Annotated in this window: 25 protein-coding genes; 12 read left to right on the forward strand and 13 right to left on the reverse strand. The window is 67.7% G+C overall.

Going from position 1 to position 23,575, the window contains the following annotated elements:
- Window positions 1-139: 139 nt before the first annotated feature.
- From OCH7691_RS09025 to OCH7691_RS09045, 5 genes are all read left to right on the forward strand, one after another.
- Window positions 140-835, forward strand: a complete 696-nt coding sequence (locus tag OCH7691_RS09025) for a hypothetical protein (protein WP_139839594.1) — start codon at window positions 140-142, stop codon at window positions 833-835.
- 244 nt (window positions 836-1,079) lie between these two features.
- A complete protein-coding gene (locus tag OCH7691_RS09030) occupies window positions 1,080-1,601 on the forward strand; it encodes a phasin family protein (RefSeq protein WP_139839595.1) in 522 nt (173 codons plus the stop codon).
- 278 nt (window positions 1,602-1,879) lie between these two features.
- Window positions 1,880-2,206 (forward strand): ATP-dependent Clp protease adapter ClpS, encoded by a 327-nt coding sequence (gene clpS, locus OCH7691_RS09035; RefSeq protein WP_085883051.1) that lies wholly within the window; start codon window positions 1,880-1,882, stop codon window positions 2,204-2,206.
- Entirely contained in the window at window positions 2,206-4,575 is a 2,370-nt protein-coding gene (clpA, locus tag OCH7691_RS09040) for an ATP-dependent Clp protease ATP-binding subunit ClpA (RefSeq protein ID WP_085883052.1), read from the forward strand. The genes clpS and clpA overlap by 1 nt, the downstream gene beginning before the upstream one ends.
- A gap of 22 nt (window positions 4,576-4,597) precedes the next feature.
- Window positions 4,598-5,161, forward strand: a complete 564-nt coding sequence (locus tag OCH7691_RS09045; RefSeq protein ID WP_085883053.1) for a GNAT family N-acetyltransferase — start codon at window positions 4,598-4,600, stop codon at window positions 5,159-5,161.
- On the opposite strand, the gene OCH7691_RS09050 is transcribed toward OCH7691_RS09045, so the two are convergent.
- Together OCH7691_RS09050 and OCH7691_RS09055 are read right to left on the reverse strand one after the other, a co-directional pair.
- Window positions 5,130-5,582: a DUF1801 domain-containing protein gene (locus OCH7691_RS09050; protein WP_217807870.1), complete on the reverse strand. Its 453-nt coding sequence runs from the start codon at window positions 5,580-5,582 to the stop codon at window positions 5,130-5,132. The two genes, OCH7691_RS09045 and OCH7691_RS09050, sit on opposite strands and share 32 nt — an antisense overlap.
- Window positions 5,579-6,916 (reverse strand): MFS transporter, encoded by a 1,338-nt coding sequence (locus tag OCH7691_RS09055; RefSeq protein WP_085883054.1) that lies wholly within the window; start codon window positions 6,914-6,916, stop codon window positions 5,579-5,581. Before OCH7691_RS09055 ends, OCH7691_RS09050 begins: the two co-directional genes overlap by 4 nt.
- A gap of 194 nt (window positions 6,917-7,110) precedes the next feature.
- Here OCH7691_RS09055 and OCH7691_RS09060 point away from each other — a divergent pair, with 194 nt between their 5' ends.
- Window positions 7,111-8,097 (forward strand): zinc transporter ZntB, encoded by a 987-nt coding sequence (locus tag OCH7691_RS09060; protein ID WP_085883055.1) that lies wholly within the window; start codon window positions 7,111-7,113, stop codon window positions 8,095-8,097.
- Window positions 8,098-8,115: 18 nt separating this feature from the next.
- Here the strand turns inward: OCH7691_RS09060 and OCH7691_RS09065 are convergent, their stop codons facing one another.
- The 7 genes from OCH7691_RS09065 to OCH7691_RS09095 form a co-directional block, all read right to left on the reverse strand.
- Window positions 8,116-8,685: a hypothetical protein gene (locus OCH7691_RS09065; protein ID WP_085883056.1), complete on the reverse strand. Its 570-nt coding sequence runs from the start codon at window positions 8,683-8,685 to the stop codon at window positions 8,116-8,118.
- Window positions 8,682-9,320 (reverse strand): pyridoxamine 5'-phosphate oxidase family protein, encoded by a 639-nt coding sequence (locus OCH7691_RS09070; protein WP_217807871.1) that lies wholly within the window; start codon window positions 9,318-9,320, stop codon window positions 8,682-8,684. Before OCH7691_RS09070 ends, OCH7691_RS09065 begins: the two co-directional genes overlap by 4 nt.
- Before the next feature lie 93 nt (window positions 9,321-9,413).
- Complete coding sequence (locus tag OCH7691_RS09075; protein ID WP_085883057.1) at window positions 9,414-9,821, reverse strand: GFA family protein; 408 nt, start codon at window positions 9,819-9,821, stop codon at window positions 9,414-9,416.
- On the reverse strand, window positions 9,818-10,999 hold the full coding sequence (locus OCH7691_RS09080; RefSeq protein WP_085883058.1) for a GNAT family N-acetyltransferase: 1,182 nt from the start codon (window positions 10,997-10,999) through the stop codon (window positions 9,818-9,820). The genes OCH7691_RS09075 and OCH7691_RS09080 overlap by 4 nt, the downstream gene beginning before the upstream one ends.
- A gap of 83 nt (window positions 11,000-11,082) precedes the next feature.
- On the reverse strand, window positions 11,083-11,829 hold the full coding sequence (locus tag OCH7691_RS09085; protein ID WP_085883059.1) for a glycerophosphodiester phosphodiesterase family protein: 747 nt from the start codon (window positions 11,827-11,829) through the stop codon (window positions 11,083-11,085).
- A gap of 42 nt (window positions 11,830-11,871) precedes the next feature.
- The gene (locus tag OCH7691_RS09090) at window positions 11,872-12,339 is read right to left on the reverse strand and encodes a RidA family protein (protein ID WP_085883060.1); all 468 of its coding nucleotides are present in this window, start codon (window positions 12,337-12,339) and stop codon (window positions 11,872-11,874) included.
- A 93-nt stretch (window positions 12,340-12,432) separates the two neighbouring features.
- The gene (locus tag OCH7691_RS09095; RefSeq protein ID WP_085883061.1) at window positions 12,433-13,908 is read right to left on the reverse strand and encodes an aldehyde dehydrogenase family protein; all 1,476 of its coding nucleotides are present in this window, start codon (window positions 13,906-13,908) and stop codon (window positions 12,433-12,435) included.
- A gap of 160 nt (window positions 13,909-14,068) precedes the next feature.
- On the opposite strand from OCH7691_RS09095, the gene OCH7691_RS09100 reads away from it, so the two are divergent.
- From OCH7691_RS09100 to aguB, 3 genes are read left to right on the forward strand one after another with little or no spacing between them, the layout of a single operon-like run.
- Window positions 14,069-15,367 carry an adenylate/guanylate cyclase domain-containing protein gene (locus tag OCH7691_RS09100; RefSeq protein WP_085883062.1) on the forward strand — a complete coding sequence of 433 codons (1,299 nt, stop codon included), beginning with the start codon at window positions 14,069-14,071 and terminating at the stop codon, window positions 15,365-15,367.
- A complete protein-coding gene (gene aguA, locus OCH7691_RS09105; protein ID WP_085883063.1) occupies window positions 15,364-16,404 on the forward strand; it encodes an agmatine deiminase in 1,041 nt (346 codons plus the stop codon). The genes OCH7691_RS09100 and aguA overlap by 4 nt, the downstream gene beginning before the upstream one ends.
- Before the next feature lie 5 nt (window positions 16,405-16,409).
- Complete coding sequence (aguB, locus tag OCH7691_RS09110) at window positions 16,410-17,282, forward strand: N-carbamoylputrescine amidase (protein WP_085883064.1); 873 nt, start codon at window positions 16,410-16,412, stop codon at window positions 17,280-17,282.
- Window positions 17,283-17,300: 18 nt separating this feature from the next.
- Here the strand turns inward: aguB and OCH7691_RS09115 are convergent, their stop codons facing one another.
- A complete protein-coding gene (locus OCH7691_RS09115; RefSeq protein WP_085883065.1) occupies window positions 17,301-18,005 on the reverse strand; it encodes a GGDEF domain-containing protein in 705 nt (234 codons plus the stop codon).
- A 233-nt stretch (window positions 18,006-18,238) separates the two neighbouring features.
- Between OCH7691_RS09115 and OCH7691_RS09120 the strand changes: the two genes are divergently transcribed.
- Window positions 18,239-19,060, forward strand: coding sequence for an EipB family protein (locus tag OCH7691_RS09120; RefSeq protein ID WP_085883066.1), 822 nt, complete (start codon window positions 18,239-18,241; stop codon window positions 19,058-19,060).
- On the opposite strand, the gene OCH7691_RS09125 is transcribed toward OCH7691_RS09120, so the two are convergent.
- From OCH7691_RS09125 to OCH7691_RS09135, 3 genes are read right to left on the reverse strand one after another with little or no spacing between them, the layout of a single operon-like run.
- Window positions 19,005-20,333 carry a DNA polymerase IV gene (locus tag OCH7691_RS09125; RefSeq protein ID WP_085883067.1) on the reverse strand — a complete coding sequence of 443 codons (1,329 nt, stop codon included), beginning with the start codon at window positions 20,331-20,333 and terminating at the stop codon, window positions 19,005-19,007. The genes OCH7691_RS09120 and OCH7691_RS09125 overlap by 56 nt on opposite strands.
- Window positions 20,334-20,351: 18 nt before the next feature.
- Entirely contained in the window at window positions 20,352-21,026 is a 675-nt protein-coding gene (locus OCH7691_RS09130; protein WP_139839596.1) for a hypothetical protein, read from the reverse strand.
- On the reverse strand, window positions 21,023-21,310 hold the full coding sequence (locus OCH7691_RS09135) for a DUF3572 domain-containing protein (RefSeq protein ID WP_085883069.1): 288 nt from the start codon (window positions 21,308-21,310) through the stop codon (window positions 21,023-21,025). Before OCH7691_RS09135 ends, OCH7691_RS09130 begins: the two co-directional genes overlap by 4 nt.
- 468 nt (window positions 21,311-21,778) lie before the next feature.
- Between OCH7691_RS09135 and OCH7691_RS09140 the strand changes: the two genes are divergently transcribed.
- Together OCH7691_RS09140 and OCH7691_RS09145 are read left to right on the forward strand one after the other, a co-directional pair.
- Window positions 21,779-22,144 (forward strand): response regulator, encoded by a 366-nt coding sequence (locus tag OCH7691_RS09140; RefSeq protein WP_085883070.1) that lies wholly within the window; start codon window positions 21,779-21,781, stop codon window positions 22,142-22,144.
- A 6-nt stretch (window positions 22,145-22,150) separates the two neighbouring features.
- Complete coding sequence (locus OCH7691_RS09145; protein ID WP_085883071.1) at window positions 22,151-23,518, forward strand: PleD family two-component system response regulator; 1,368 nt, start codon at window positions 22,151-22,153, stop codon at window positions 23,516-23,518.
- Window positions 23,519-23,575: the final 57 nt, after the last annotated feature.

Consider the following 23,575-nt stretch of genomic DNA (forward strand, 5'->3'; position numbering starts at 1 on the left):
CAATGATGCCAACATTGACCTTAACAGGGCCTTAAGCGCCGCTTTCGGCGGCCTGCGCTGTCCGATCCCGGTGCCCGGCCGCGGCATGGGCCGGGGTCCGGCGTGAGGCGCGCGGTCTTTTTTGCCGAAGGAGTTTTCGATGCGGTTCGCCTTGCTGTTTGTCGCCCTTGTCCTTGCGGGCTGCACCGCCGATGGCCGCGCCGGGAATCCGGTCAGCCGGATCGCGACCTGGTTCTCCTATCTGAACGGCGACGATCTGCGGGCCCGTTGCGACCCGGGCGCGGTGCCGCGCTATCGCTTCGTCTACAATGCCGTCTATCTGGAACAGGTCCGGATCTACGACCTCGCCCCGGCGGACAACGGCGCCTTCCTCCTCGACAGCAAGGTCACCGCCGGTCGGCTTCCGGCGACGCTGGAGATCGACGAGAACGGCATCCGCTTTCCCGGGTTGGCCGGCGAGACCCGCCGGCTGATCGGCGGCGGAGACGTGGCGCAGCTTTTCCAGGCACTGGCCGACGACGGGTTCGGGCGGCCGACGCCGCGCGGCCGGGTCCTGCATTCGGACAGCTATTACTGGCTGGCGATGGGCTGCCATGGCGGCCGCTTCGTCTACCAGGCGTGGAGCTGGCCGGAGGATCGTCTCGGCTCGCTCCGCTTCGCCGATCGGCTGCTCGCCCATGACGATACCGGCGTGAAGGCGAAGGCGCCGCGCGATTCGGACTTCCTGACGCCGGGCTCGCGGCCGCGTGGCGGCGGGCGTGCGAACGAGGACAACGGGCCCTATTTCAGCCTGCAGGTCGGCGACAACGGTCTGAACATCGGGCCGCGATTCTGACCGTCGGCGATTGATTCTCCGGCTCTTTTCCTTTCGGCGGCGATCCGCCAGCGGCGGCGCCTTTCGGCTTTGCAGCGATTTTGTTGCAGCGCACAAAAAATCCGGTTGACATGCGCAATCGGTTCCTTATATCTCGTGCATATTGCACTGCAGCAAATTGGTACGGCTTAGTACTGCGGGGCAAGAGGAACAACAGCGGATGCAGGGCCAAGGCCCCACCGCGTTACCGAGAGGAACCCGAAACATGGCCACCGCCAAGAAGAATTCCACCGAGACCGTCACCGGCAACTTCGAAGAGATCGTCGAAGCCGGCAAGGAGACCATCGAGAGCGCCATCAAGGCCGGCACCGAAGCCGCCTCTGGCCAGTATCAGAAGGCCTTTGCCGTGAGCCAGGAGAGCCTTGACGCCACTGTCCGCGCCTATTCGGACATTGCCGGCGTGAACAAGGAGCAGCTCGAGGCCGTCGTCGCCGCCGGCAAGCTTGCCGCCGAGGGCGGTGAGAAGGTCAACGCCGAGATCCTGTCGATGACCCGCACCGCGGTCGACGACTATTTCACGCTCGCCCGTTCGCTGGTCGGCGTGAAGACCGTCAAGGAGGCTTTCGAGCTCCAGAGCGCCTTCGCGAAGAATGTCTACGAGTCCTATGTCCAGGGCGCGACCCGCATCTCCAGCCTCGGCGTCGAGGTTGCGCAGGCTGCGGTCGAGCCGATGGGCAAGCAGTTCACCGCGTCGGTCGAGAAGTTCATGAAGCCGATGTCGGCCTGAACGAGCCGACCGTCGGGCGGTCCGGCCGCCGGCATGTCGCGTAGCGCAACAGTCGCGTTTGACATGCCGTCCCGGTCCCGATGAGCACCGAGTACGAGTAGTGTTGGAGAAGGCCCGGCCCGCGAGGACCGGGCCTTCTTCGTTTTCAGCGCGGCGGATCGCGGCCGGGAAGGTCCGCTTTTCGCCTTTTCGGGATCGGGCAGCGGCAGGGTCTTTTATTCGCGCGGCTGAATCCGATATCCTATGCAGACAGTACCCGGGGATCGGCGTTTCGACTGATGAGTGACGACAAGCAGAACGGGCAGCAGGGCAACCAGATCGGGGTTGTCACCAAGACGCGTCCGAAGGTCAAGAAACCTTCGATGTGGCGGGTGATGCTGCTCAACGACGACTTCACGCCGATGGAGTTCGTCGTCTATGTGCTGGAGCGCTTTTTTCACAAGGGTCGTGAGGAAGCCACCCAGATCATGTTGCATGTACACCAGAAAGGTGTCGGAATATGCGGAGTGTTTCCTTACGAGGTCGCTGAAACGAAGGTCATGCAGGTGATCGATTTCGCTCGCCAGAATCAGCATCCCCTTCAATGCACAATGGAAAAAGAGTAGTGCCTTCATTCTCGAAGACCCTGGAGCAGAGCCTCCACCGCGCGATGGCGCTGGCGACGGAACGTCGGCACGAACTGGCGACGCTCGAGCATCTCTTGCTCGCGCTCACCGAGGACCAGGACGCGATGGCGGTCATGCGCGCCTGCAATGTCGACATCGACAAGCTGCGCGAGGCGCTGACCCAGTTCCTGAACGGGGAACTCGACGATCTCGCCACCGCCTCCTTCGAGGAGGCGCGACCGACGCTGTCCTTCCAGCGGGTCGTGCAGCGGGCGCTCATCCATGTCCAGTCCTCGGGCCGGGAGGAAGTGACCGGTTCCAACGTGCTGGTCGCGATCTTCGCCGAGCGCGAGAGCCACGCCGCCTTTTTCCTGCAGCAGCAGAACATGACCCGCTACGACGCGGTCCGCTACATCAGCCACGGCATCGCCAAGGCGCCGGGCATGAGCGTGCAGCGCCCGGTGCGCGGCTCCGAGGGTGACGACGACAAGGGCGGCGAGAGCGGCCCGGCCGGACCCGAGCCCGATGCCGAGATGCCGGCCGAGGAGCGCGAGACGCCGGAGGCGCTGGCCGCCTATTGCGTCGACCTCAACCGCAAGGCCCGCGATGGCAAGATCGATCCGCTGATCGGCCGCGAGAAGGAGATCGAGCGGACCATCCAGGTGCTCTGCCGGCGCTCGAAGAACAATCCGCTCTATGTCGGCGATCCGGGGGTCGGCAAGACGGCGATCGCCGAGGGCCTGGCCCGGCGCATCGTCAACGGCGAGGTGCCGGAGGTTCTGGCCAACGCCACCATCTTCGCCCTCGACATGGGTTCGCTGCTCGCCGGCACGCGCTACCGCGGCGATTTCGAGGAGCGGCTGAAATCCGTTCTCTCCGAACTCGAGACGATCGAGGGCGCGATCCTGTTCATCGACGAGATGCACACGGTGATCGGCGCCGGGGCGACCTCGGGCGGCGCGATGGATGCCTCGAACCTGCTCAAGCCGGCGCTCGCCGGCGGCATCCTGCGCTGCATGGGCTCGACCACCTACAAGGAATATCGCGGCTATATCGAGAAGGACCGGGCGCTGCTCCGGCGCTTCCAGAAGATCGACGTGAACGAGCCGACGCCGGACGACGCGGTCAAGATCCTGCAGGGCCTGAAGCCCTATTTCGAGTCCTATCACAACATCCGCTACACCAACGACGCGATCCGCACCGCCGTCGAGCTGTCGGCCCGTTACATCAACGACCGCAAGCTGCCCGACAAGGCGATCGACGTGATCGACGAGGTCGGCGCCGCGCAGATGCTGAAGCCGGAAAGCCGCCGGAAGAAGGTCATCGGGGTCCGCGACGTCGAGGATATCGTCGCCAAGATCGCCCGCATCCCGGCGAAGAACGTCTCGCGCCAGGACAGCGCCAACCTGCGCAGCCTGGACACCGACCTGAAGCGCGTCGTGTTCGGCCAGGACGCTGCGATCGACGCGCTGTCGAGCGCTATCAAGCTCGCTCGCGCCGGCCTGCGCGAGCCGGAAAAGCCGATCGGCAGCTACCTCTTCTCCGGCCCGACCGGCGTCGGCAAGACCGAGGTCGCGCGCCAGCTCGCCGCCATCCAGTCGGTCGAGCTGATCCGCTTCGACATGTCGGAATACATGGAGCGGCATACCGTCAGCCGCCTGATCGGCGCCCCGCCGGGCTATGTCGGTTTCGACCAGGGCGGCCTGCTGACCGACGCGATCGACCAGAACCCGCATTGCGTGCTGCTGCTCGACGAGATCGAGAAGGCCCATCCGGACCTGTTCAACATCCTCCTGCAGGTCATGGATCACGGCAAGCTGACCGACCATAACGGCAAGCAGATCGACTTCCGGAACGTCATCCTGATCATGACGACCAATGCCGGCGCCGCCGAGATGAACAAGAAGGCGATCGGTTTCGGCCGGGAGGAGCGGACCGGCGAGGACGAGGAGGCGATCAAGCGCCTGTTCACGCCGGAGTTCCGCAACCGGCTGGACGCGGTCATCCCCTTCGCGGCGCTCGCGCCCGACATCGTCGCCCGCGTGGTCGACAAGTTCGTCCTCCAGCTCGAGGCGCAGCTCGCCGACCGGAACGTCACGATCCAGCTGTCCGACGCGGCCCGCGAATGGCTCGCCGAGCGCGGCTACGATCCGCTTTACGGCGCGCGTCCGCTGTCCCGGGTGATCCAGGAGCATATCAAGAAGCCGCTGGCGGAAGAGCTCCTGTTCGGCAAGCTGGAGAAGGGCGGCCATGTGACGGTCGGCTTCGACGGCGAGAAGCTCACCTTCGAGCTCGAGGCCGCCAGCCCGCCCAAGGGCAAGCGCGGCGGCGGCGGGACGCCGAAGAAGGAACCGGCGCTGGTCGACTGACCGGCCGGCGCACCGTCCGGCGATGACCGAGGCCGGCATCACGATCGGGCGCGCGACCGGGGACGACCTCGGCATCCTCGCCGGGATCGAGCGCGACGGTGCCCAGCTCTATCGGGCCATCGGCTACGATTTCTGCGCCGACGGCCCGGTCCGCGAACCCCATGAACATGCCCGGGCGCTCAACGAGGGAACGATCCTCGTTGCCCGGACGGACACGGGCCATGGCGAGGCGGAGGGGCCCGTCGCCTTCGCCATGCTCTGGCCCTGCGACGGCCGCGCCCATCTGGCCGAGTTGTCGGTCCGTCTCGCCTGGCAGAACCGGGGCGTCGGTCGCCGGCTGCTCGACGGCGCGGAAGCCTGGGCCAGGACCGCGGGCTACCCGGAAATCACCCTGACGACCTTTCGCGATGTCGCCTGGAATGCGCCGGTCTATGCGCGCCGGGGCTACCGCGTTTTCGTGCCCGGGCTGGAGCGGCCGGCGCTGCGCGCGGTCATTGCTGAGGAGGCCGGGGCCGGCTTTCATGTCCGGCCGCGTGTCGTCATGGCGAAGCGGCTCAGCGTGTCCGCTTCCGCGTGTGATAGGTGAGCGCGAGCGCGATGCAGTGGCCGAGTTCGGCCACCGGGAGCGGCTTGCCGGCGGGCAGCAGGATCGCCCGCTTGCCCTCGAAGGCGAGGCGGTCGCCGTATAGTTCCCGATAGGTCGCGATCAGGTCGGTCGCGCAATGGCAATACAGTGCGATCCCGCCCGAGCCGTCCTTGCGGCGGTCGATGCGGATCGTCGAGCCGCTTTTCGTCAGGCTCGTGAGATAGGCCGGCTGACCCCACTTCAGCGTTTCGCCGAGCGGGCCGACGCCCCCGGTCCGGGCCGCCGTCGCGAAGATCAGCCGACGGAGCGCCAGCAGCTCGCCGCGGACATCATCGGGAAACTCGGCAAAGGCGGTCGCGACGGCCGGCTCGGCGAAGGGCGGATCGCCATCCGCCATCGTGTCCGCCGCGGCCCGGGTCATCCGGCCGGATTGGGCCGGTCGGGGCCTTTCGGCGGCGGCGAGGAGGGGCCCGGCTTGCCCGGCGGCACGGGCGGCTGGGACGGCGGCGACGGATCGTCCGCGCCGTCGGCGCCGTCCAGCATCGGATCGACGTTCGACAGGGTCTGCGCCATGATGATCGATTCGGTGAACGGCTGGCGCTCTTCCTCGGTGACCTTCGGGCGGAGCCGCATCCGGTAGAGCGTGAAGATCGCCATCAGCACGTGAATGGTCGCGGTATAGCCGAACAGGGCGTCCGGCGAGATCACGCGCATCAGCGACGAGGCGAGCATCGGCCCGATCACCGCGCCGCCGGCGAAGACCAGCAGCAGGCCGCTCGAGGCCTCGACGAAGCCATTCGCCTCGACATGGTCGTTCATGTGCGCGGCGGCCAGCGAATAGAGCGGGAAGGCGGCGGTGCCGAACAGGAAGCCGGCGGCGAGCAGCGCGCGCGGCCAGTAGAGCCCGGTCAGGACCAGGGCGACACCGGCCAGTGCGGCGATCGTGCAGGCCAGCACGATGACGATGCGCCGGTCGGTATGGTCCGACAGCTTGCCGAACGGCCATTGCCCGATCGCCCCGGCCAGCACGCAGACGCTCATGAAGATCGCGATCGCGCCGGTGCCCATCCCGGTTCGCTGGCCGAACAGCGGCGCCAGCGCCCAGAAGGAGCCGTTGGCCAGCCCGACCGCGATCGCGCCGGCGAAGCCGACCGGCGAGATCCGCCAGAGATGGGCGAGGCGGACCTTGACGGTCAGGATCGGCGCCGGCGCCTCGGCCGTGGTCATCGCGACCGGGACGGCGGCCAGCGACACCAGGATCGAGGCGAGTGCGAACAGCGCGAAGCTTTCCGGCGAGACGATCGTCAGGATGAGTTGGCCGATGGTGATGACGGTCAGGTTGATGATCGTGTAGACCGAGAAGACGGCGCCGCGCGTCTTGTTCGTCGCCTTCTCGTTGAGCCAGCTCTCGATCACCATGTAGAGGACGGCGAAGCAGAAGCCGGTGGCGCCACGGGCGATCCACCAGATCGCCGGGACCAGCAGCACCGCGTGGATGAGCGCCGTCGTGGAGGCGATCGCGACCATCGCGGTGAAGGTCCGGATGTGCCCGGCGCGGCGGACCAGCAGCGGCCCGATCAGGCAGCCGGCGCCGAAGCCGAAGAAATAGGACGAACCGAGGATGCCGATGGAGAGCGCCGAGAAATTTTCGATGCCGGCGCGGACCGGCAGCAGCGTGCCCTGGAGGCCGTTGCCCATCAACAGGATGGCGACACTAAGGAGTACGGCGGAGACCGGGGCAATGGCTGAACGCATGAAGGACCGGGGCTTCTTCGAAAGGCCTGGGCGAGGGGCGGGTGAAGGCGCGGGGCGACGGCTCCCGTCTCGGCGCGACGCGCGGCTCCGTGCCGCGCCGGGTTCGTATCCCACGATATCGTGGCGACCCCTACATGGAAAGGCCCGGTCATGCCAGAATAACCTGACCAGGCGACGACAAGGGGCTGGAACGAATGGGTGACGAGCAGAACATGCGGCGTATCTTCCGCTTCGACGGCGCCGGGCAGGGCCGGCCGGTCACGCCGGAGGACGTGGCGGCGCGGGGCCCCGACGGTGGCTGGTACTGGGTCCATGCGAGCCGCGATGCGACCGGCCTTGCCGACTGGCTGCACCGGGATCTCGGGCTGCCCCGCCCGATCATCGCCGCGCTGGTGGCCGAGGAAACCCGGCCCCGCTGCACGGCCATGGGGGCCGGCGTGCTGCTCATCCTGCGTGGCGTCAATCTCAACCCCGGCGCCGATCCCGAGGACATGGTATCGCTCCGCCTCTGGATCGAGAAGGACCGGGTGATCTCGATTCGCCTGCGCCGCCTGCTCGCGGTCGCGGCCCTGACCGAGGAGATCGAGGCCGGCCTGCTGGTCCGCAGCCCGCTCGACCTGATCGCCTTGCTCAGCGACGGGCTGGTCGACCGCATGGGCCCGGTGCTCGACGGCATCGACGACCGGCTCGACGAGTTGGAGGACCGCATCATCGAGGACCAGGGCAGCGACCTGCGGGGCGAGCTTTCCCACCTGCGCCGCCAGGCGATCATCCTGCGCCGCTACATCGCGCCCCAGCGCGAGGCGCTGATGCAGCTTCTCACCTATGGCTCGACCAATGGCACGCTGGTGACCGAGGAGGGGGTGCGCGACCGGATCCGCGAGACCGCCGACAAGGTGACGCGCTACACCGAGGATCTCGACGCCGCCCGCGAACGCGCCGCCGTGGTCCACGAGGAACTCGGCAACCGGCTGTCCGAGCGGATGAATCGCAACATGTACGTGCTGTCGCTGGTCGCCGGGCTGTTCCTGCCGCTCGGCTTCCTGACCGGGCTGCTCGGCATCAACGTCGGCGGTGTCCCGGGGGTCGAGACGCCCTGGGCCTTCACCGCCGTCGTCGTTGCCATGGTGGTCGCCGGAATCGTCGAGATCTGGCTGTTCAAGCGCCTGAAATGGCTGTGACCGGCAGGCTCGGCGAGGCTACTCGACGACGCCGCTCTCGGGCAGCCGGGGGAAGGTGCTGTCGATCCGCTCGCGCAGCTCCGGCGGGCAGTCCTGGCCGGATTCGACGTATTTGCTGACCTGCTCGCCCATGAACTCGCCATGGATGAGCGACAGCAGGAACAGTTCGCGGTCGGTCATCTTGCGGCGATGCTTGCCGTAGACCAGCATCGGCAGGTAGCTGCGCTTGTAATCGAGCCCGCACCATTGCGTCGCGGCCGAGCGCATCGCGAAATAGATCGCCGCCCGGGCGTCGTCGGGGGTGAGCGGCGGATTGGCGAATTCCTCCGCGCTCGCCAGCCGGCACATGTCGTCGCCCTGGCAGAGTTCCGGCCGGATCGTCCTGAGCGCCTGCTGCAGCGCCTCGCGGGCCAGCGCCTCGGGGATCAGCTCGCGGATCTTCTCGTCAAGCTGGTCGTTGGCGGCCGCGCCGCCGTCGGCCGGGGCCTGGTTCTGCGCATGCGCGGGCGTGCCGGCCAGCAGCCCCGCCAGGGCCAGCAGGCAGGCGGCAGGGAGAAGGCGCCGGCGGCCCGGCGTGCCGCCGCTCAATAGAGCCGGTCCCGGATGCTCTCTTCCATCACCGCGTCCAGTTCGCTGACGCTCCGGCCGGTCTCGACCTGATCGGCCAGCATCTGCCCGAGCGTCGGGAAGTCGCCTTTCGCGACCCGGTAATCCTCGCCCCAGAGACGGCTCCGGATGAGCGCCTTGGCGCAATGCAGGTAGGCTTCCTCGACGGTCACCAGGATGCCGGAGAGCGGCGCCTTGCCGTTGACGGCGAGCGGCGCCAGTGCCTCCCCGTCGCGAACGATACGGGCCCAGCCGTTGACCCGGAGCGTCTCGTTGACGCCCGGGATGAAGAAGATCAGCCCGACCCGGGGATTGGCGAGGATGTTGCGCAGGCTGTCGAGGCGCTTGTTGCCCGGCCGGTCGGGGATCAGCAGCGTGTGGTCGTCGAGCACCTGAACGAAGCCCGGCGGATCGCCGCGCGGGCTGACGTCGGCCCGGCCCTCGGCATCGCTCGTCGCCATGCAGAGAAACGGCGATTGCGCGATGAAATTGCGGCAATGCTTCTCCAGCGCCGGCAATTGCTTGCGCCTGACGATCTCGGAGGGCTCGCCATAGGCCTCGCGCAGCGCCGCCTCGTCGGCGAAGGCGTCCGCCATCCCGTCCGGCTTCCGATCCATCCCTGTCTCCCGCGTCGCATTCGGTCGGCGCAGTCTAGTGCAGCATCCGCCGGCTTGGAAATGCCCGGATTGCCCGCGCCGGTCGAGGCGGCCTCAGCGCGGCGGCAGCCCCTCGAAGGCGGGCAGGCCGTCCGGAATATGGTTGAAGGCCTGCTTCCCGCTCGTGTAGATCGCCATCTGCTGGGCGCCGAACAGGGCCGGGTCGTCCAGCGTGCCGGCCTTGATGATGACCGCCTTCACGCCCGGCCGGCGGGTCAGGATCTGGGTGCCGCAGTCGCCGCAGAATTCCCGCGTTACCGCGTTTTCCAGGTCCGGCCTGGTGAAGGATTTCGGCGTCCCGCTGGTGTAGCGGAAGCCTTTCTCCGACAGCACCACGAACAGGTTCGGCGCCCCGCCCGAGAAATAGGCGCAGGGCCGGCAGTGGCATTCCGCCTTCATCCGGGGTTCCCCCTCGGCCACGTAGCGCAGCGCGCCGCAATAGCATCCGCCTTCGTAGGTCATTGTCCGCTCCCCTGATTGCCGCCCTTCCTGAACGGGCTGTGCTCGCCGAGATAGCTGATTTCCGCCTCGACCTCGCGCCGCTCGGCCGTGAGGAAGCGTTCGACCGCCTCGTGGAAGCCGGGATCGCGGAGCCAGTGCGCCGACCAGGTCTTCACCGGGACATAGCCGCGGGCGAGCTTGTGCGGGCCCTGGGCCCCGGCCTCGACGCGGGCAAGGCGGTGCTCGATCGCGTAGTCGATGGCGCGGTAGTAGCAGGTCTCGAAATGCAGGAAGCGGTGGTCCTCGACGGCGCCCCAGTAGCGGCCGTAGAGCGCCTCGGTGCCGGCGAGGTTGAGGGCGCCGGCGATCGGCCGGCCGCCCCGGCTGACCAGCATCAGCACGACGCGATCGCCGAGCCGTTCGCCCAAGAGCGAGAAGAAGGTCCGGTTGAGATAGGGCGTGCCCCATTTGCGGTTGCCGGTATCGATGTAGAAATGGAAGAAGGCGTCCCAGTGTTCCTCGCGGATCCCGGCGCCTGTGAGCGTCTCGAAGGTGAAGGAGGGATCCTGCGCCTCGCGCCGCTCCTTCCGGATCGCCTTGCGCTTGCGCGAGGCGAGATCGTCGAGGAAGTCGTCGAAGCGCGCGTAACCCCGGTTTTCCCAGTGGAACTGCTCCCCGTTCCGGAGCAGCAGGCCGAACTCGCCGAGCCGGCGCGCCTCGGCCTCCTCCGGGAAGGTGACGTGGAAGGACGAGACCTTGTGCCGCTCGGCGACCTGGAGCGCCGCGGCGATGAGCCCGCGTGACGCATCGCCGGCCGGCATGTCCGGGCGGACCATCAGGCGCGGCCCGGTCACCGGGGTGAAGGGGACGGCCGACTGCAGCTTCGGGTAATAGCGCCCGCCGGCCCGCTCGTAGGCATGCGCCCAGGCATGGTCGAAGACATATTCGCCGTAGGAATGGTTCTTCAGGTAAAGCGGCATGACCGCGGCGACGGTGCCGTCGGCGGCCTCGAGCGCCAGGTGCTGCGGCGCCCAGCCGGTCTCGGCCGAGACCGAGCCGGAATCCTCCAGCGCCCGGAGAAAGGCGTGCGAGACGAACGGATTGACCGACCCGGCGCAGGCGTCCCACGCGCCGGCATCGATCGCGCCGATATCCTCCACCACGCGCGCGGTGACGAACGCCGCCTCCGCATCACCCATCACGCAACTCCCCGCTCGCGGGCCTCGCCCTCACGGGAACGAAGGTAGCGCCTGCGCGGGCAAGCGCAAGGGCAGGGGGCGCGTCACGGCGAGACGTTCTCGAAGATCACGTTGTCGGCGAAGCGGCGGGCGCGTTCCAGCGCCGCCTCGTCGCGGATCGTCCAGGCGAGCAGGGGACGGCCGCCGAGCCTCGACCGTTGCGGCGCGTGGGCGTCGATCGCCTTGACGTCGTAGGCGACATAGTGGGGATCGCTGATCCGGTTGACCATCAGCGTTTCGAGGGCGAAGCGCTGGTGCCAGGAAAGCCCGTCCTCGCCGCCCCGGAACTTGCCGGCGATCTGGCCGCGCACGACGTCCGGCGCATGGGCGCGGAACCAGGCGAGGATGTGGGGATTGAAGCTCTGCACCGTGTAGGGGCCGCGATAGGATTCGAGCACCGCCCAGGTCTGCGCCGCGCGGCGGGCCGCCTCGGCGCCCCGGCCCCGGCCCTTGATTTCGACCAGGATCGGCGTCCGCCCGGCGACCGCGGCGAGCGTCGCCGCCAGCGTCGGGATGGTTTCGTCGCTGTCCTTCAGGCGGATCGCGCCGAGCGCCGCCGCCCGCTGGCGGGCCAGCGCGCCGCTTTCGCCGGTCAGCCGGTCAAGGCTGTCGTCATGGAAGACCATCGGTACCGCGTCGGCGGAGAGCTGCACGTCGAGCTCGATGCCGTAGCCGTTCCCGACCGCCGCCTGGAAGGCGGCGATCGAGTTTTCCGGCAGCCCGGTGCGCGGCCCGTGCAGGCCGCGGTGGGCGAAGGGCGTGGCTTTCAGCCAGCCGGGCAGGGTGGTCATGATGGCGGCACGCTCATGCTGGAAGCGGGGCAGATAGGCGGTTCAGTCGACCTCGATGACGGCGTCGATCTCGACCGCGATGCCGAGCGGCAAGGCGTTCGTGCCGACCGCGAAGCGGGCATGGCGGCCGGCGTCGCCGAAGGCCAGCACCATCAGGTCGGAGGCGCCGTTGATGACCTTCGGCTGGTCGGTATAGTCGTCCGTGCAGTTCACGAAACCGCCGAGCTTCACGACCCGCCTGACCCGGCCGAGATCGCCGTCGAGCGCCGCCTTGGCCTGGCCGATGATGTTGAGCCCGACCAGCCGCGCGCAGGCCTGCGCCTCCTCGGTGGTGAAGTCGCGCCCGACCTTGCCCTTGTAGGTGACCTCGCCGTTGACCAGCGGGATCTGGCCGGAAATGAACAGCAGGTTGCCGGTCCGCACCACGGGCACGTAGTTCGCCGCCGGGGCGGCCGCCTCCGGCACGCTCAGGCCCGCTTCCTTCAGCCGTGCTTCGACAGTATCGGTCATCGTCTTGCTTCCTCTTGCTTGGGGTCTCGTTCCGGGCCGCGACGGGTCCGGCGCCTGTTCGATCCGCGCAGGGCCAGCCGTCCGGCCGTCCGTTCAGCCGCCGGGCCGGCCGCCGCCGCCGGCGGCGATCCGGATCCCGACATTCTTCGACTGCACGTAGTTCAGCAGCGCCTCCTGGCCCTTCTCGCGCCCGTAGCCCGACCGCTTCGTGCCGCCGAACGGCGTCTCGATGCCGCCGGCGAACCACTCGTTGACGAAGACCTGGCCGGCGACCAGCCGGTTGGCGGCCCAGTGCGCGGTCTGCAGGTCGCGGGTATAGACCCCGGCGCAGAGCCCGTAGTCGGTGCCGTTGGCGATCGCGAGCGCCTCTTCCGGCTCGTCGAAGGGAATGACGGCAAGCACCGGCCCGAAGACCTCCTCGCGGGCGATGGTCATCTCGGGCGAGACACCCACATAGATCGAGGGCTGCATGAAATGGCCGGGCATGCTCTCGATCCGGCGGCCGCCGGTCGCCGCCTCGGCGCCCTGCTGTTCCGCGCCGAGGCAGAAGCCCTCGACCTTGGCGGCCTGCGGGGCGGAAATCAGCGGCGTCAGGTCGTGGCCGTCGATGCCCGGGCCGATCGAGAGCGATTCCGCCCTGGCGACCAGCATCTCGGCGAGCCGGTCAAGGACTGAGCGATGGACGACCAGCCGCGACTGGGCCGAGCAGACCTGGCCGGCATTGGAGAAGATGCCGGCGGCGGTCGAGGCGACGGTCTGCTCCAGGTCGGCGTCAGGGAAGACGATTCCGGCCGACTTGCCGCCGAGTTCCATGACGCAGGGGATGATGCGTTCGGCGGCCGCCTTCAGGATGCTGCGCCCGGTCGGGACCGAGCCGGTGAAGACGATGTGGTCGACCTCCTCGTGCGCCACCAGGTAGGCGCCGGCGTCGTGGCCATAGCCGCAGATCACGTTGACCGCGCCCTTCGGCACGCCGGCGCGTTCGCAGGCGGTGGCGAGGAAGGTGCAGGCAAGCGGCGACAGTTCGGGCGTCTTGACCACCACGGTGTTGGCGGTGGCGAGCGCGCAGGCGATCGAGCGGGCGGCGATCTGCAGCGGGAAATTCCACGGCACGATCTGCGCCGAGACGCCGAACGGCGCGGGGATCGTGTAGTCGACGTAATTGCCGCCGAGCGGGATCATCCGCCCCTCGACCTTGTCGGCGAGACCGCCGTAATAGGTGAAGTAACGCGCCGCGGCGAGCGCCTCGTTGCGGCCGCCGGCCAGCGACTTGCCGTTGTCGAGGCATTCGGCCAGCGCGATCTCGTCGGCCATCGCCTCGATCTCGCGGGCGATGCGGAACATCAGCTGGCCGCGCTCGACCGGTCGGACGTCCTGCAACTCCCGGCTGTCGAAGGCGCGCCGCGCAGCCGCCAGCGCGGCGTCCACGTCGGCCCGGCCGGCCCGCGCGATCTCGGCGATGGTCTCGCCGGTCGCCGGGTTCTCGACGGCGATCCAGTCGCCGTCCGCGCCGTCCCGCCAGCCGCCGTCGATGTAGTTCTGCCAGCGCCGTTTCAGTTCCTGAGCCATGCCCGTTATCCGCTTGTCGCTCCGAGGCCGCGATACTAGCGGTGACGCGGGCGCAGGCAAACGGGCGAATTCGGGAAGCCGCCTTGTCCGTTTCGCACGCTGGACGCTTCGGGCAATTCCCCTATATGGAGGACCCCAAGGCTGGTAAAACGGAATTCCAATGGCCACAACCGAATCCGGCATCGCAAGAGCCAATCCTCCGGCAATCGCCGCTGCCGTCCCGGCGCACGACTTCGCGCCCGACGACTGGCCGGTCGTCGACTGGCTGATTCGCGCGGGGCTGGGCGACGCCGACCTGGCGACCCTGTTCGAGGGATTCTGCGACAAGCTTCTCGAGGTCGGCCTGCCGGTGTGCCGGGCGAGCATCGGCATGAGCACACTGCACCCGCTCTATCGCGGCTATTTCTACATCTGGAAACGCGGCGAGAGCATCACCGAGGCCACCCAGCAGTTGCATTCCGAGCTGCCCGGTGAAGGCTGGATCCACTCCCCGTTCCATTACATGATCTCGAACAAGCTCAGCCATCTGCGCCGGCGGCTGGCCGGGCCCGGGGCGGAAACCGACTTCCCGGTACTCGCCGAATTCGCCCGTGCCGGTCTGACCGACTGGTTCGCCAATGGTTTCGACCTTGGCTGGAACCATTCGCAGGCCGCGCGCGAGCTGCTCGGCGCGGTCGCGACGATTGCCACCGATTGCGCGGAGGGTTTCAGCGATCGCGATATCGAACGGCTCAACGCGCTGCTTCCGGTCTTCGCGCTGACCGTCAAGAGCACCGAGACCGACCGGATGACCCGGACGGTGCTGGCGACCTATATCGGCAGCCGGGTTGCCGATCGCGTGCTGAGCGGGGAAATCCGGCGCGGCTCGGTCGAATCGATGCGCGCGGTCCTGGTATTCTCCGACCTGCAGGGATTCACCGCGCTCTCCGACAGCCTGCCGCGCAACGAACTGGTGCCGCTGCTCGACGATTATCTCGAGGCGCTGACCCGGCCGATCGAGGCGCGCGGCGGGCAGGTCCTGAAATTCATGGGCGACGGTGTGCTGTCGGTCTTCGATCTGGACGATCCGGCGGATGACGACACATGTTCGAACGGCCTCTGCGCGGCCATCGACTGCGCCGAGGCGATTGCCGCGCTCAACGCCGAGAGGCGAGGCAAGGGACTGACCGTCACCGAAGTCGATATCGCGGTTCACCTGGGCGAAGTGCTGTACGGTAACGTCGGTTCGGAAGGGCGGCTCGACTTCACCGTGATCGGGCCGGCCGTCAACGAGGTCAGCCGCATGGAACTGCTCTGCCAGAAACTCGGCGAGCGCATCGTGATCAGCGAGGATTTCGTCAGCCAGTCCGCGGCGGACTGCCGGCCGGCCCTTCGCTCGCTCGGCCGGCACAGCCTGCGTGGCGTTGCCCGCGAGGCGGAACTTTTCGGAATCAACAAGGGCGACGGACTGTCAGCATGAGCGAGACACCAGCAAACCTCGGCTTCCGCATGCCGGCCGAATGGGCGCCGCATGCCCGTTGCTGGATGGCATGGCCCTGCCGGGCCGAGCTCTGGGGCGAGGAAATCCGTGAGGCGCGGCTGGCCTTCGCCGAGGTCGCCTCGGAAATCGCCGCCTTCGAGCCGGTCACCATGGTCGCCCGGCCCGAGGACGTGCCCGAGGCCTCGATGCGCTGCGGCGCCGGGGTCGACGTCCTGCCGCGATCGCTCGACGATTCCTGGATGCGCGACATCGGCCCGACCTTCCTGCTCGACGGGGCCGGCCAGCTCGCCGGCGTCGACTGGCAGTTCAATGCCTGGGGCGGCAAGTATCCGCCGTTCGACCAGGACGCGCGGATCGCCGCCGAGATCCTCGAGCATCTCGATGTCCGCTCCTTCCAGGCGCCGCTGATCCTCGAGGGCGGCTCGATTCACGTCGACGGGGAAGGGACCTGCCTGGTCACCGAGCAGTGCCTGCTGAACCCGAACCGCAATCCGTCGCTCGACCGGGCGGCGATCGAGCGGCATCTGAAGGACTACCTCGGGGTGCGCACGATCATCTGGCTCGGCCAGGGCCTCGAGAACGACGAGACCGACGGCCACATCGACAACCTGGCCTGCTTCGCCCGGCCGGGCCTCGTGTTGCTGCATGACTGCACCGACAGCGACGACGCCAACTACCGGGTCAGCCAGGAGGCCCGCGAACGGCTCGCGCAGGCCCGTGACGCCGCCGGCAACCCGATCGAGGTGGTCGGCCTGCCGCAACCGAAGGCGCAGTTCCACAACGGCGAGCGCATGCCGCTCTCCTACGTCAATTTCTACCTGGCGAACGGGGCGGTGATCATGCCGGCCTTCGACGACAGCGCCGACAAGAAGGCGGCCGCGATACTCGCCGAGGTTTTCCCGGATCGCGTGGTCGTTCCGGTGTCCGGAACGGTCATCGCCACCGGGGGCGGCAACATCCACTGCATCACCCAGCAGCAGCCGGCGGCGGCGCCGGCTGGCGGGAACGAGGATTGAACGCGATGTCGAAGGTAACGCTTGCCGCGACCCAGATGGCCTGCAGCGACGACGCGGCGGAGAATGTCGCCAATGCCGAGGCGCTGGTCCGCGAGGCCGCCGCCGCCGGGGCGCAGATCATCCTGCTGCAGGAACTGTTCGAGGGACGCTATTTCTGCCAGGAGCAGAAGCCCGAGCATTTCGCCCGGGCCCATCCGGCCGAGGGCAACACGATGCTGGCCCGCATGCAGGCGCTCGCCGCCGAGCTCGGCGTGGTGCTGCCGGTCAGCTTCTTCGAGCGCGCCAACAACGCCTATTACAACAGCCTCCAGGTGATCGACGCCGACGGCCGGGCGCTCGGCATCTATCGCAAGTCGCATATTCCGGACGGCCCGGGCTACCAGGAGAAGTTCTATTTCAATCCGGGCGACACCGGCTTCCGGGTCTGGAAGACCCGCTTCGCGACGATCGGCGTCGGCATCTGCTGGGACCAGTGGTTCCCGGAATCGGCCCGGGCGATGGCGCTGATGGGGGCGGAAATCCTGTTCTATCCGACCGCAATCGGGTCGGAGCCGCAGGATTCCTCGATTGTCTCGACCGGCCACTGGCAGCGGGTGATGCAGGGCCACGCCGGCGCCAACCTGATGCCGCTGGTGGCCTCGAACCGGATCGGCCGGGAAGTCTACGACGGGTCGGAGATCACCTTCTACGGCTCGTCCTTCATCGCCGGACCGAAGGGCGACATGGTGACGACGGCCGACGACCGCGGTCGCGCCGTGCTGACGGCCGAGTTCGACCTCGACGAGATCCGCCTGATGCGGGCCTCCTGGGGGCTGTTCCGCGATCGCCGGCCCGAACTCTACCGTCCGCTGCTCAGCCTCGACGGCGGCAACGGCTAGCGCGCCACCCGGACCCGATCAGTTGGTCCGGCAGCGCCGCCGGTTCCGCTTGTCGCGATACATGGCAAGATCGGCCGAACGCAGGACATCCTCGGCCTCGGCGCTGCCGTCGAAGGCAGAGGCGCCGACACTGGCGCCGAGCGGCAATTCCTTCTTGCCGATATGCAGCGGCGAGGAAGCGAGCGCCTCCTGCAGGCGGGCGGCCTTGACCAGCCCCTGCTTCCGGTCGGCGCGGACGAGGACGACGACGAATTCGTCGCCACCGACGCGGGCGACGAAGTCGGAGGCCCGGACATTCTCGGCCAGCACCCGCGCCACATGGCGGATCGCCGCGTCGCCGATGTCGTGACCGCATTCGTCGTTGATGGTCTTCAGATTGTCGACGTCGAGGAAGACCACGACCCCGCCTTCGCCGTGACGGCGGGCGGCAGCGATCGTCCGGTTCAGGTTGTCCATCAGGCCGCGCCGGTTGAGCAGTCCGGTCAGTTCGTCGCTCATCGAGATCGATTTGAGCTCGGCGATGCGACTTTCCTGCTGGATCAGGCGTTGTTCGGCCGTGGCTGCGAAAGCCAGCACCTCCTCGATCAGCCGCCGGTCGGCGGCGTTGCCGAGCTTGGTGCGCTTCAGCAGGGCATTCAGACGCTCGGCATCGGGACCGAGCTGGCCGTCGAATACGGGGAAGACCGTGGAACCGAAATTCTCCGCAATCGCAACGTGGGACATCTCGACTACTCCTCTCTACGACGGACCATCGGTTTTCTTCTGTAAGTGCCCGCGTCAATTGGGGAAGCAAGGAGTGTGCCAGCTTGATTTCGGCGCTTTCGGCGCAATATCGCCACGATCATGGGCAAGAACTGCCGGTCGATCGCGGCTTGGCGGCCGCCGGGGGACAAATTTTGCCGCCCCTGCGGGAAAAGTGCGGATACCGGCGGGTGCTCGCCCTATGATGGCTTCAGATGACCGAGAGGATTGAGATGCGTCGATATTGTTTGTCCGTCCTGGTGCTGATCGCGATGTCCGCCGGCGCCGCGGCGGAAGCGGCCGACTTCAAGCTGATGTCGCATCGCGCGATCTACGAACTGTCGCTCGGCAAGAGCCGGCAGGCAGGCGAGGTGGCGGGCATCCGGGGCCGGATGGTCATGGAATGGAGCAATGCCTGCGACGGCCGGACCCACAATCAGCGCATGCATATGGAAGTGCAGCGCGCCGACGGCGGGGTGACGGCGACCGAGTTCACGATCTCATCCTGGGAGGCCTTCGACGGCAACCTGCTGCGCTACGCGATCCGCAATCATGTCAACGAGCAACTGGTCGAGGAATACCGCGGGCGGGCCGAGCGCAACGGCGCCGACGGTGCCGGCGAGGCCATCTTCGAGCGGCCGGAAGGCATGTCGGTCCAGTTGCCGGCCGGAACGCTGTTTCCCGATGCTCATTCCGACAAGCTGGTCGCGGCGGCGCTCGAGGGCCGCAGCTTCCTCTCCGCGCGCGTCTTCGACGGCAGCGGCGAGGAGGGCCTGAACACGGTCACGGCCTTCATCGGGCAGGCCCGGGAGGAGCCGAAGATCGCCGAACGCTTTCCGCCGCTCGCCGGCAAGCAGGCCTGGCCGGTACGGATGGCCTTCTACGATATCGATGCCGGCGACGAGCGGCCGAGCTACGAGGTCGGCCTGAACATGTATGCCAACGGCGTCGCGAGCGGTTTCGAGCTCGATTACGAGAGTTTCACCGTCCTGGGCGCGCTTTCCCGCCTGGATGTGCTGGCGGAGCCGTCCTGCTGAGCCGCTTGTCGCCGGTCAGCCCGCGTCCCTTGCCGATCGCCTCCACGCCGAACCGGTCGCGCACCCGGTCGAGCGCCGCCTCGACCTGACGGCGCCTCTCGGCACCCGGATCGAGCAGGTCGGGCAGGTCCGCCTCGACCGCATCGACGATGCCGCTGACGCCGACGCCGAGCAGGCGGAAGCGCAGGCGGCCGTCGGCCTCGCGCCGAAGCAATGGCTCGGCATGGCGGAACAGCACCTCGGCAAGCTGGCTCGGAGCCGGCATCGACTGGGCCCGGGTCAGGATCCGGAAACGGTCGGTCTTGAGCTTCAGGTTGACCGTTCGCCCGGCCAGCCCCTTCTTCTTGAGACGCCGCGACAGGGTCTCGCAGAGCCGCCAGAGCCGCGCGGAGAGATCGTCGAAGGCGGCGATGTCGTCTTCGAAGGTGGTCTCGGAGGAAACGCTCTTGGCCGCCTGCCGGGGGACCACCGGGCGATCGTCCTCGCCGCGGGCGAAATGATAGAGCCGCCGGCCCATGCTGCCGTACCGGGCCATCAGCTCGCTTTCCTGGCGGCCCTGGAACTGGCCGATGGTGATGATCCCGTCCTTCCTGAGCTTGGCCTGGAGGGCCTTGCCGACGCCCCAGATGTCGCCGACCGGGAGCGGCGCCAGGTAGGCCTTCGCCTCGGCCCGGCCGATCAGCGCGAAGCCGCGCGGCTTGTCGCGCTCGGAGGCGAGCTTGGCCAGAGACTTGTTGTAGGAGAGCCCGATCGAGACGGTGATCCCGATCTGCTTCTCGATGGTCGCCGCGAGCCGGGCGAGCGTCGTCGCCGGACTTGCCCCGTGCAGCCGTTCGGTGCCATGCAGGTCGAGAAAGGCCTCGTCGAGCGAGAGCGGCTGGACCAGCGGTGTCACCGCCTGGAACAGTTCCCGGACCTCGCGTCCGACGGCGGTGTATTTCTCGATGTCCGGGCGAATCACCACTGCCTTCGGACAGCGCGCGAGGGCCTTGAACATCGGCATCGCCGAATGCACGCCGTCCAGCCGGGCGATATAGCAGGCCGTCGAGACGACGCCGCGCCGTCCGCCGCCGATGATCAGCGGCCGGTCCCGCAGGCTCGGATCGTCGCGCTTCTCGATCGCCGCGTAGAAGGCGTCGCAGTCGATGTGGGCAATATGCAGTTCATGCAGCTCGGGATGGGCGATCAGCCGCGTGCTGCCGCAGCCCGGACAGCGCCGGGGCGGTTCGGTCCGGTCGATGCGTATCAGGCAGTCGCGACAGAGCGCGTCCATTGGTGCCAGGCCTTCCGCTCAGCTCCCGCCGGTCGGGATGCGTGCCTCGATCTCGCGTTGCAGCGCCGGCCAGTCGTCGTGCCGGGCGTGGCTTTCCTCGGCCGGGCCGAGCAGCCGGGCGAGGCGGGGATCGCCGATGAAATGCAGGCGATCGACATGGCCCGCGCTTTCCTTGACCGAGGCCAGGTTGAGCGGGCTGTCGTCGATGAACACGGTCGGCGCCGCGGCCAGGGCGGAGAGCCGGCGGACCGCCTCGCCCTTCATCCCGCTGTTGGTGATGAGCGGGTAGGGCATGTCGTTGGCGGCGAGGGCGCGACGCCGGGCCTCGCCCTGGGCATGCGGCAGGTTGGAGAGAACGACGATCTGCGCCCGTTGGCTGAGCGCGGCCAGGCCCGCGGCGGCGCCCGGAACCGTCGGCAGCGCCTCGGTATGATTCTCGAAGAAGCTGTAGATATGCCCGCGCACCTCGGTCGCCTCGATCGGCAGATCGTCGGCGCGGCGCCGGATGTTCCCGGTCAGCGCGTAGGAGGACCAGTCGAAATAGAGCGACCGGCCTTCCAGGTAGTCGGCGAATCCCTGGAGGAACAGGAACAGCACCTCGTCGGCGTCGGTGATCACCAGTGGCCGGCCGGGCTCGATCCTGATGGCGTCGATCTGTCGCGCCGTCTCGTCCGAGATCGCGGTCGTGCTCATGCCCCGCTCCATTCGTCACCGATGTCGGCGCCGGGCAGTGCGCGGCGGGCCGCCGCCGGGAGCCGCGGGTCGAGGCCCTCGCTTTCCGAGAAGGCGAGCAGCCGGCTCTCGTTGCCGAGCAGGAAATCCAGCACCCCGCCGAGAATCTCCGGGTCGCCGGCGCGCGGCGCCAGCGTCTCGGGCGCGATGCCGGTCATGCGCAGGAAGCCGTTCAGCGCCTCCGGGTCGGAGGCGATGAAGGCCAGCGCCCGAATCGCGATCGTTTCTGCTTCTTCCGCTTTCATGTCCCGCTCCGTCCGGCCGAGATCGCCGGCAACACCGTTCAGCGGATATTCGCCCCGGGGCGGGATACGATCAAGCCGTCGCTCGCGGCGGCCGGGCTTGCCGCGAAATCGGAATGATTCCGGATCGCGTGTACGCTACTATGGTTACGCACCATATGGGCGAATCCGATGTCGAAGCCGGCGTCCGCCCCCTCGGTCGACGCCGCGCCGGAATCGGCGGCGGGGCGCGCCGCCGCGCCGTCCGTCCGCGGGCTTTCGCGAGGCCCGTCGCGGCGCGCCGGAGGGATATGGGAAATTTAAAGAAAAATTAAGCCGATGCGGCCATCTTTTGATAAGGAGGGGATGGTATCCAAGAGGGTAGATCATGTGGTCCGCAGCTGAGCAGGACACTGCCGATGCGGCCAACGATGATGCCGAATCATACCTTCCCAGTCATGTCCGCCTATTGCGGCAACGAGAAGACCGGCGATGACCAAAACCGTACTGATCGTTGAAGACAACGATTTGAACATGAAGCTCTTCCACGACCTGCTGGATGCGCATGGCTATGCCACGCTGCAGACGAAGGACGGCATGGAGGCGCTTTCCCTGGCTCGCGAGCATCAGCCGGATCTGATCCTCATGGACATCCAGTTGCCGGAGGTCTCGGGCCTCGAGGTCACCAAGTGGATCAAGGAGGATGACGATCTCCGCGCCATCCCGGTGATCGCGGTGACCGCCTTCGCGATGAAGGGCGATGAAGAGAAAATTCGTGAAGGCGGTTGCGAAGCCTACATCGCCAAGCCGATCTCGGTCGGCAAGTTCATAGAGACCGTCAAGTCTTTCCTGGGTTGAGGCTGTATGTCCGCGCGTGTGCTCGTCGTCGATGATGTCCTGCCGAATGTGAAGGTCCTCGAGGCCAAGCTGACGGCGGAGTATTTCGATGTCCTGACTGCCTTCAACGGCCGTGATGCGCTCGAGACGATCTACAACGAACATCCCGACATCGTGCTGCTCGACGTCATGATGCCGATCATGGACGGCTTCGAGGTCTGCCAGAAGATCAAGGCCGACCCGGCTATCGCCCATATCCCGGTCGTCATGGTGACCGCGCTAAGCGGCCAGCAGGACCGCGTGCGCGGGCTCGAGGCGGGCGCCGACGACTTCCTGACCAAGCCGGTCGACGACGTCGCCCTGTTCGCCCGCGTCCGCTCCCTCGTCCGCCTCAAGATGATGATGGACGAGCTCCGGCTCCGCGAGGAGACCGGCCAGGATTTCGGCGTCATCGACAGCACCGCCGCCAGCGACGGTTCCGAGGTGCGCGGCCGCGTCCTGGTGATCGAGGATTACGAGATCTCCGCCGAGGCGATCCGCGAAACGCTGGGCGACCAGCATGACATCCAGATCGAGCCCGACTGCGCCCACGCGCTGGAGCGGGCGACCACCGAATCGTTCGATCTCGTGATCGTCTCCATGGCGGTCGAGAACTACGATCCGCTGCGCTTCTGCTCGCAGATCCGGTCGACTGAGGAAACCCGGCAGCTGCCGATCCTGACGCTGGTCGACGAAGGCGATTCGGCGCGCCTGATCAAGGGGCTGGAACTCGGCGTCAGCGACTATCTGATGCGGCCGCTGGAGCGGCACGAACTGACCGCGCGGACCCGGACGCAGATCCGCCGCAAGCATTACCAGGATCGCCTGCGCAGCAACTACCAGCGGTCGATGGCGATGGCGGTGACCGACAGCCTGACCGGGCTGTTCAACCGCCGCTACCTGAACAACCACCTGGAGAACCTGCTCTCGCACCGCGAGGACGAGGGCAAGCCGCTGTCGATGCTGATCCTCGACATCGACCATTTCAAGCGGATCAACGACACCCACGGCCATGGCGTCGGCGACGAGGTCCTGAAGCAGTTCGCCCAGCGCATGGGGCTCAACCTGCGCGGCGTCGACCTGGCCGCGCGGATCGGTGGCGAGGAATTCGTCGTCGTCATGCCGAGCACCGACCTGGCGCTCGCCGAGGGTATCGCCGAACGCCTGCGCCGGGCCGTCGGCGACGAGCCGTTCAAGGTCAACGGGACCGACCAGCCGCTTGAGGTCACCTGCTCGATCGGCGTCATCACCGCGCGCAGCGGCGAATCCCCGAAGGAGGCGCTGGCGCGCGCCGACGCGGCCCTCTACGAGGCCAAGCATCGTGGCCGCAACAAGGTCGTGAAGCGCATCGCCTGAGCGAGATTGTTGCCGCAGGCGCCTGATCCCAAACGATAATCGCTGTCCGCACGCGCG

The sequence above is a fragment of the Oceanibacterium hippocampi genome (assembly GCF_900172325.1).
Taxonomy (GTDB): Bacteria; Pseudomonadota; Alphaproteobacteria; order Sneathiellales; family Sneathiellaceae; genus Oceanibacterium; species Oceanibacterium hippocampi.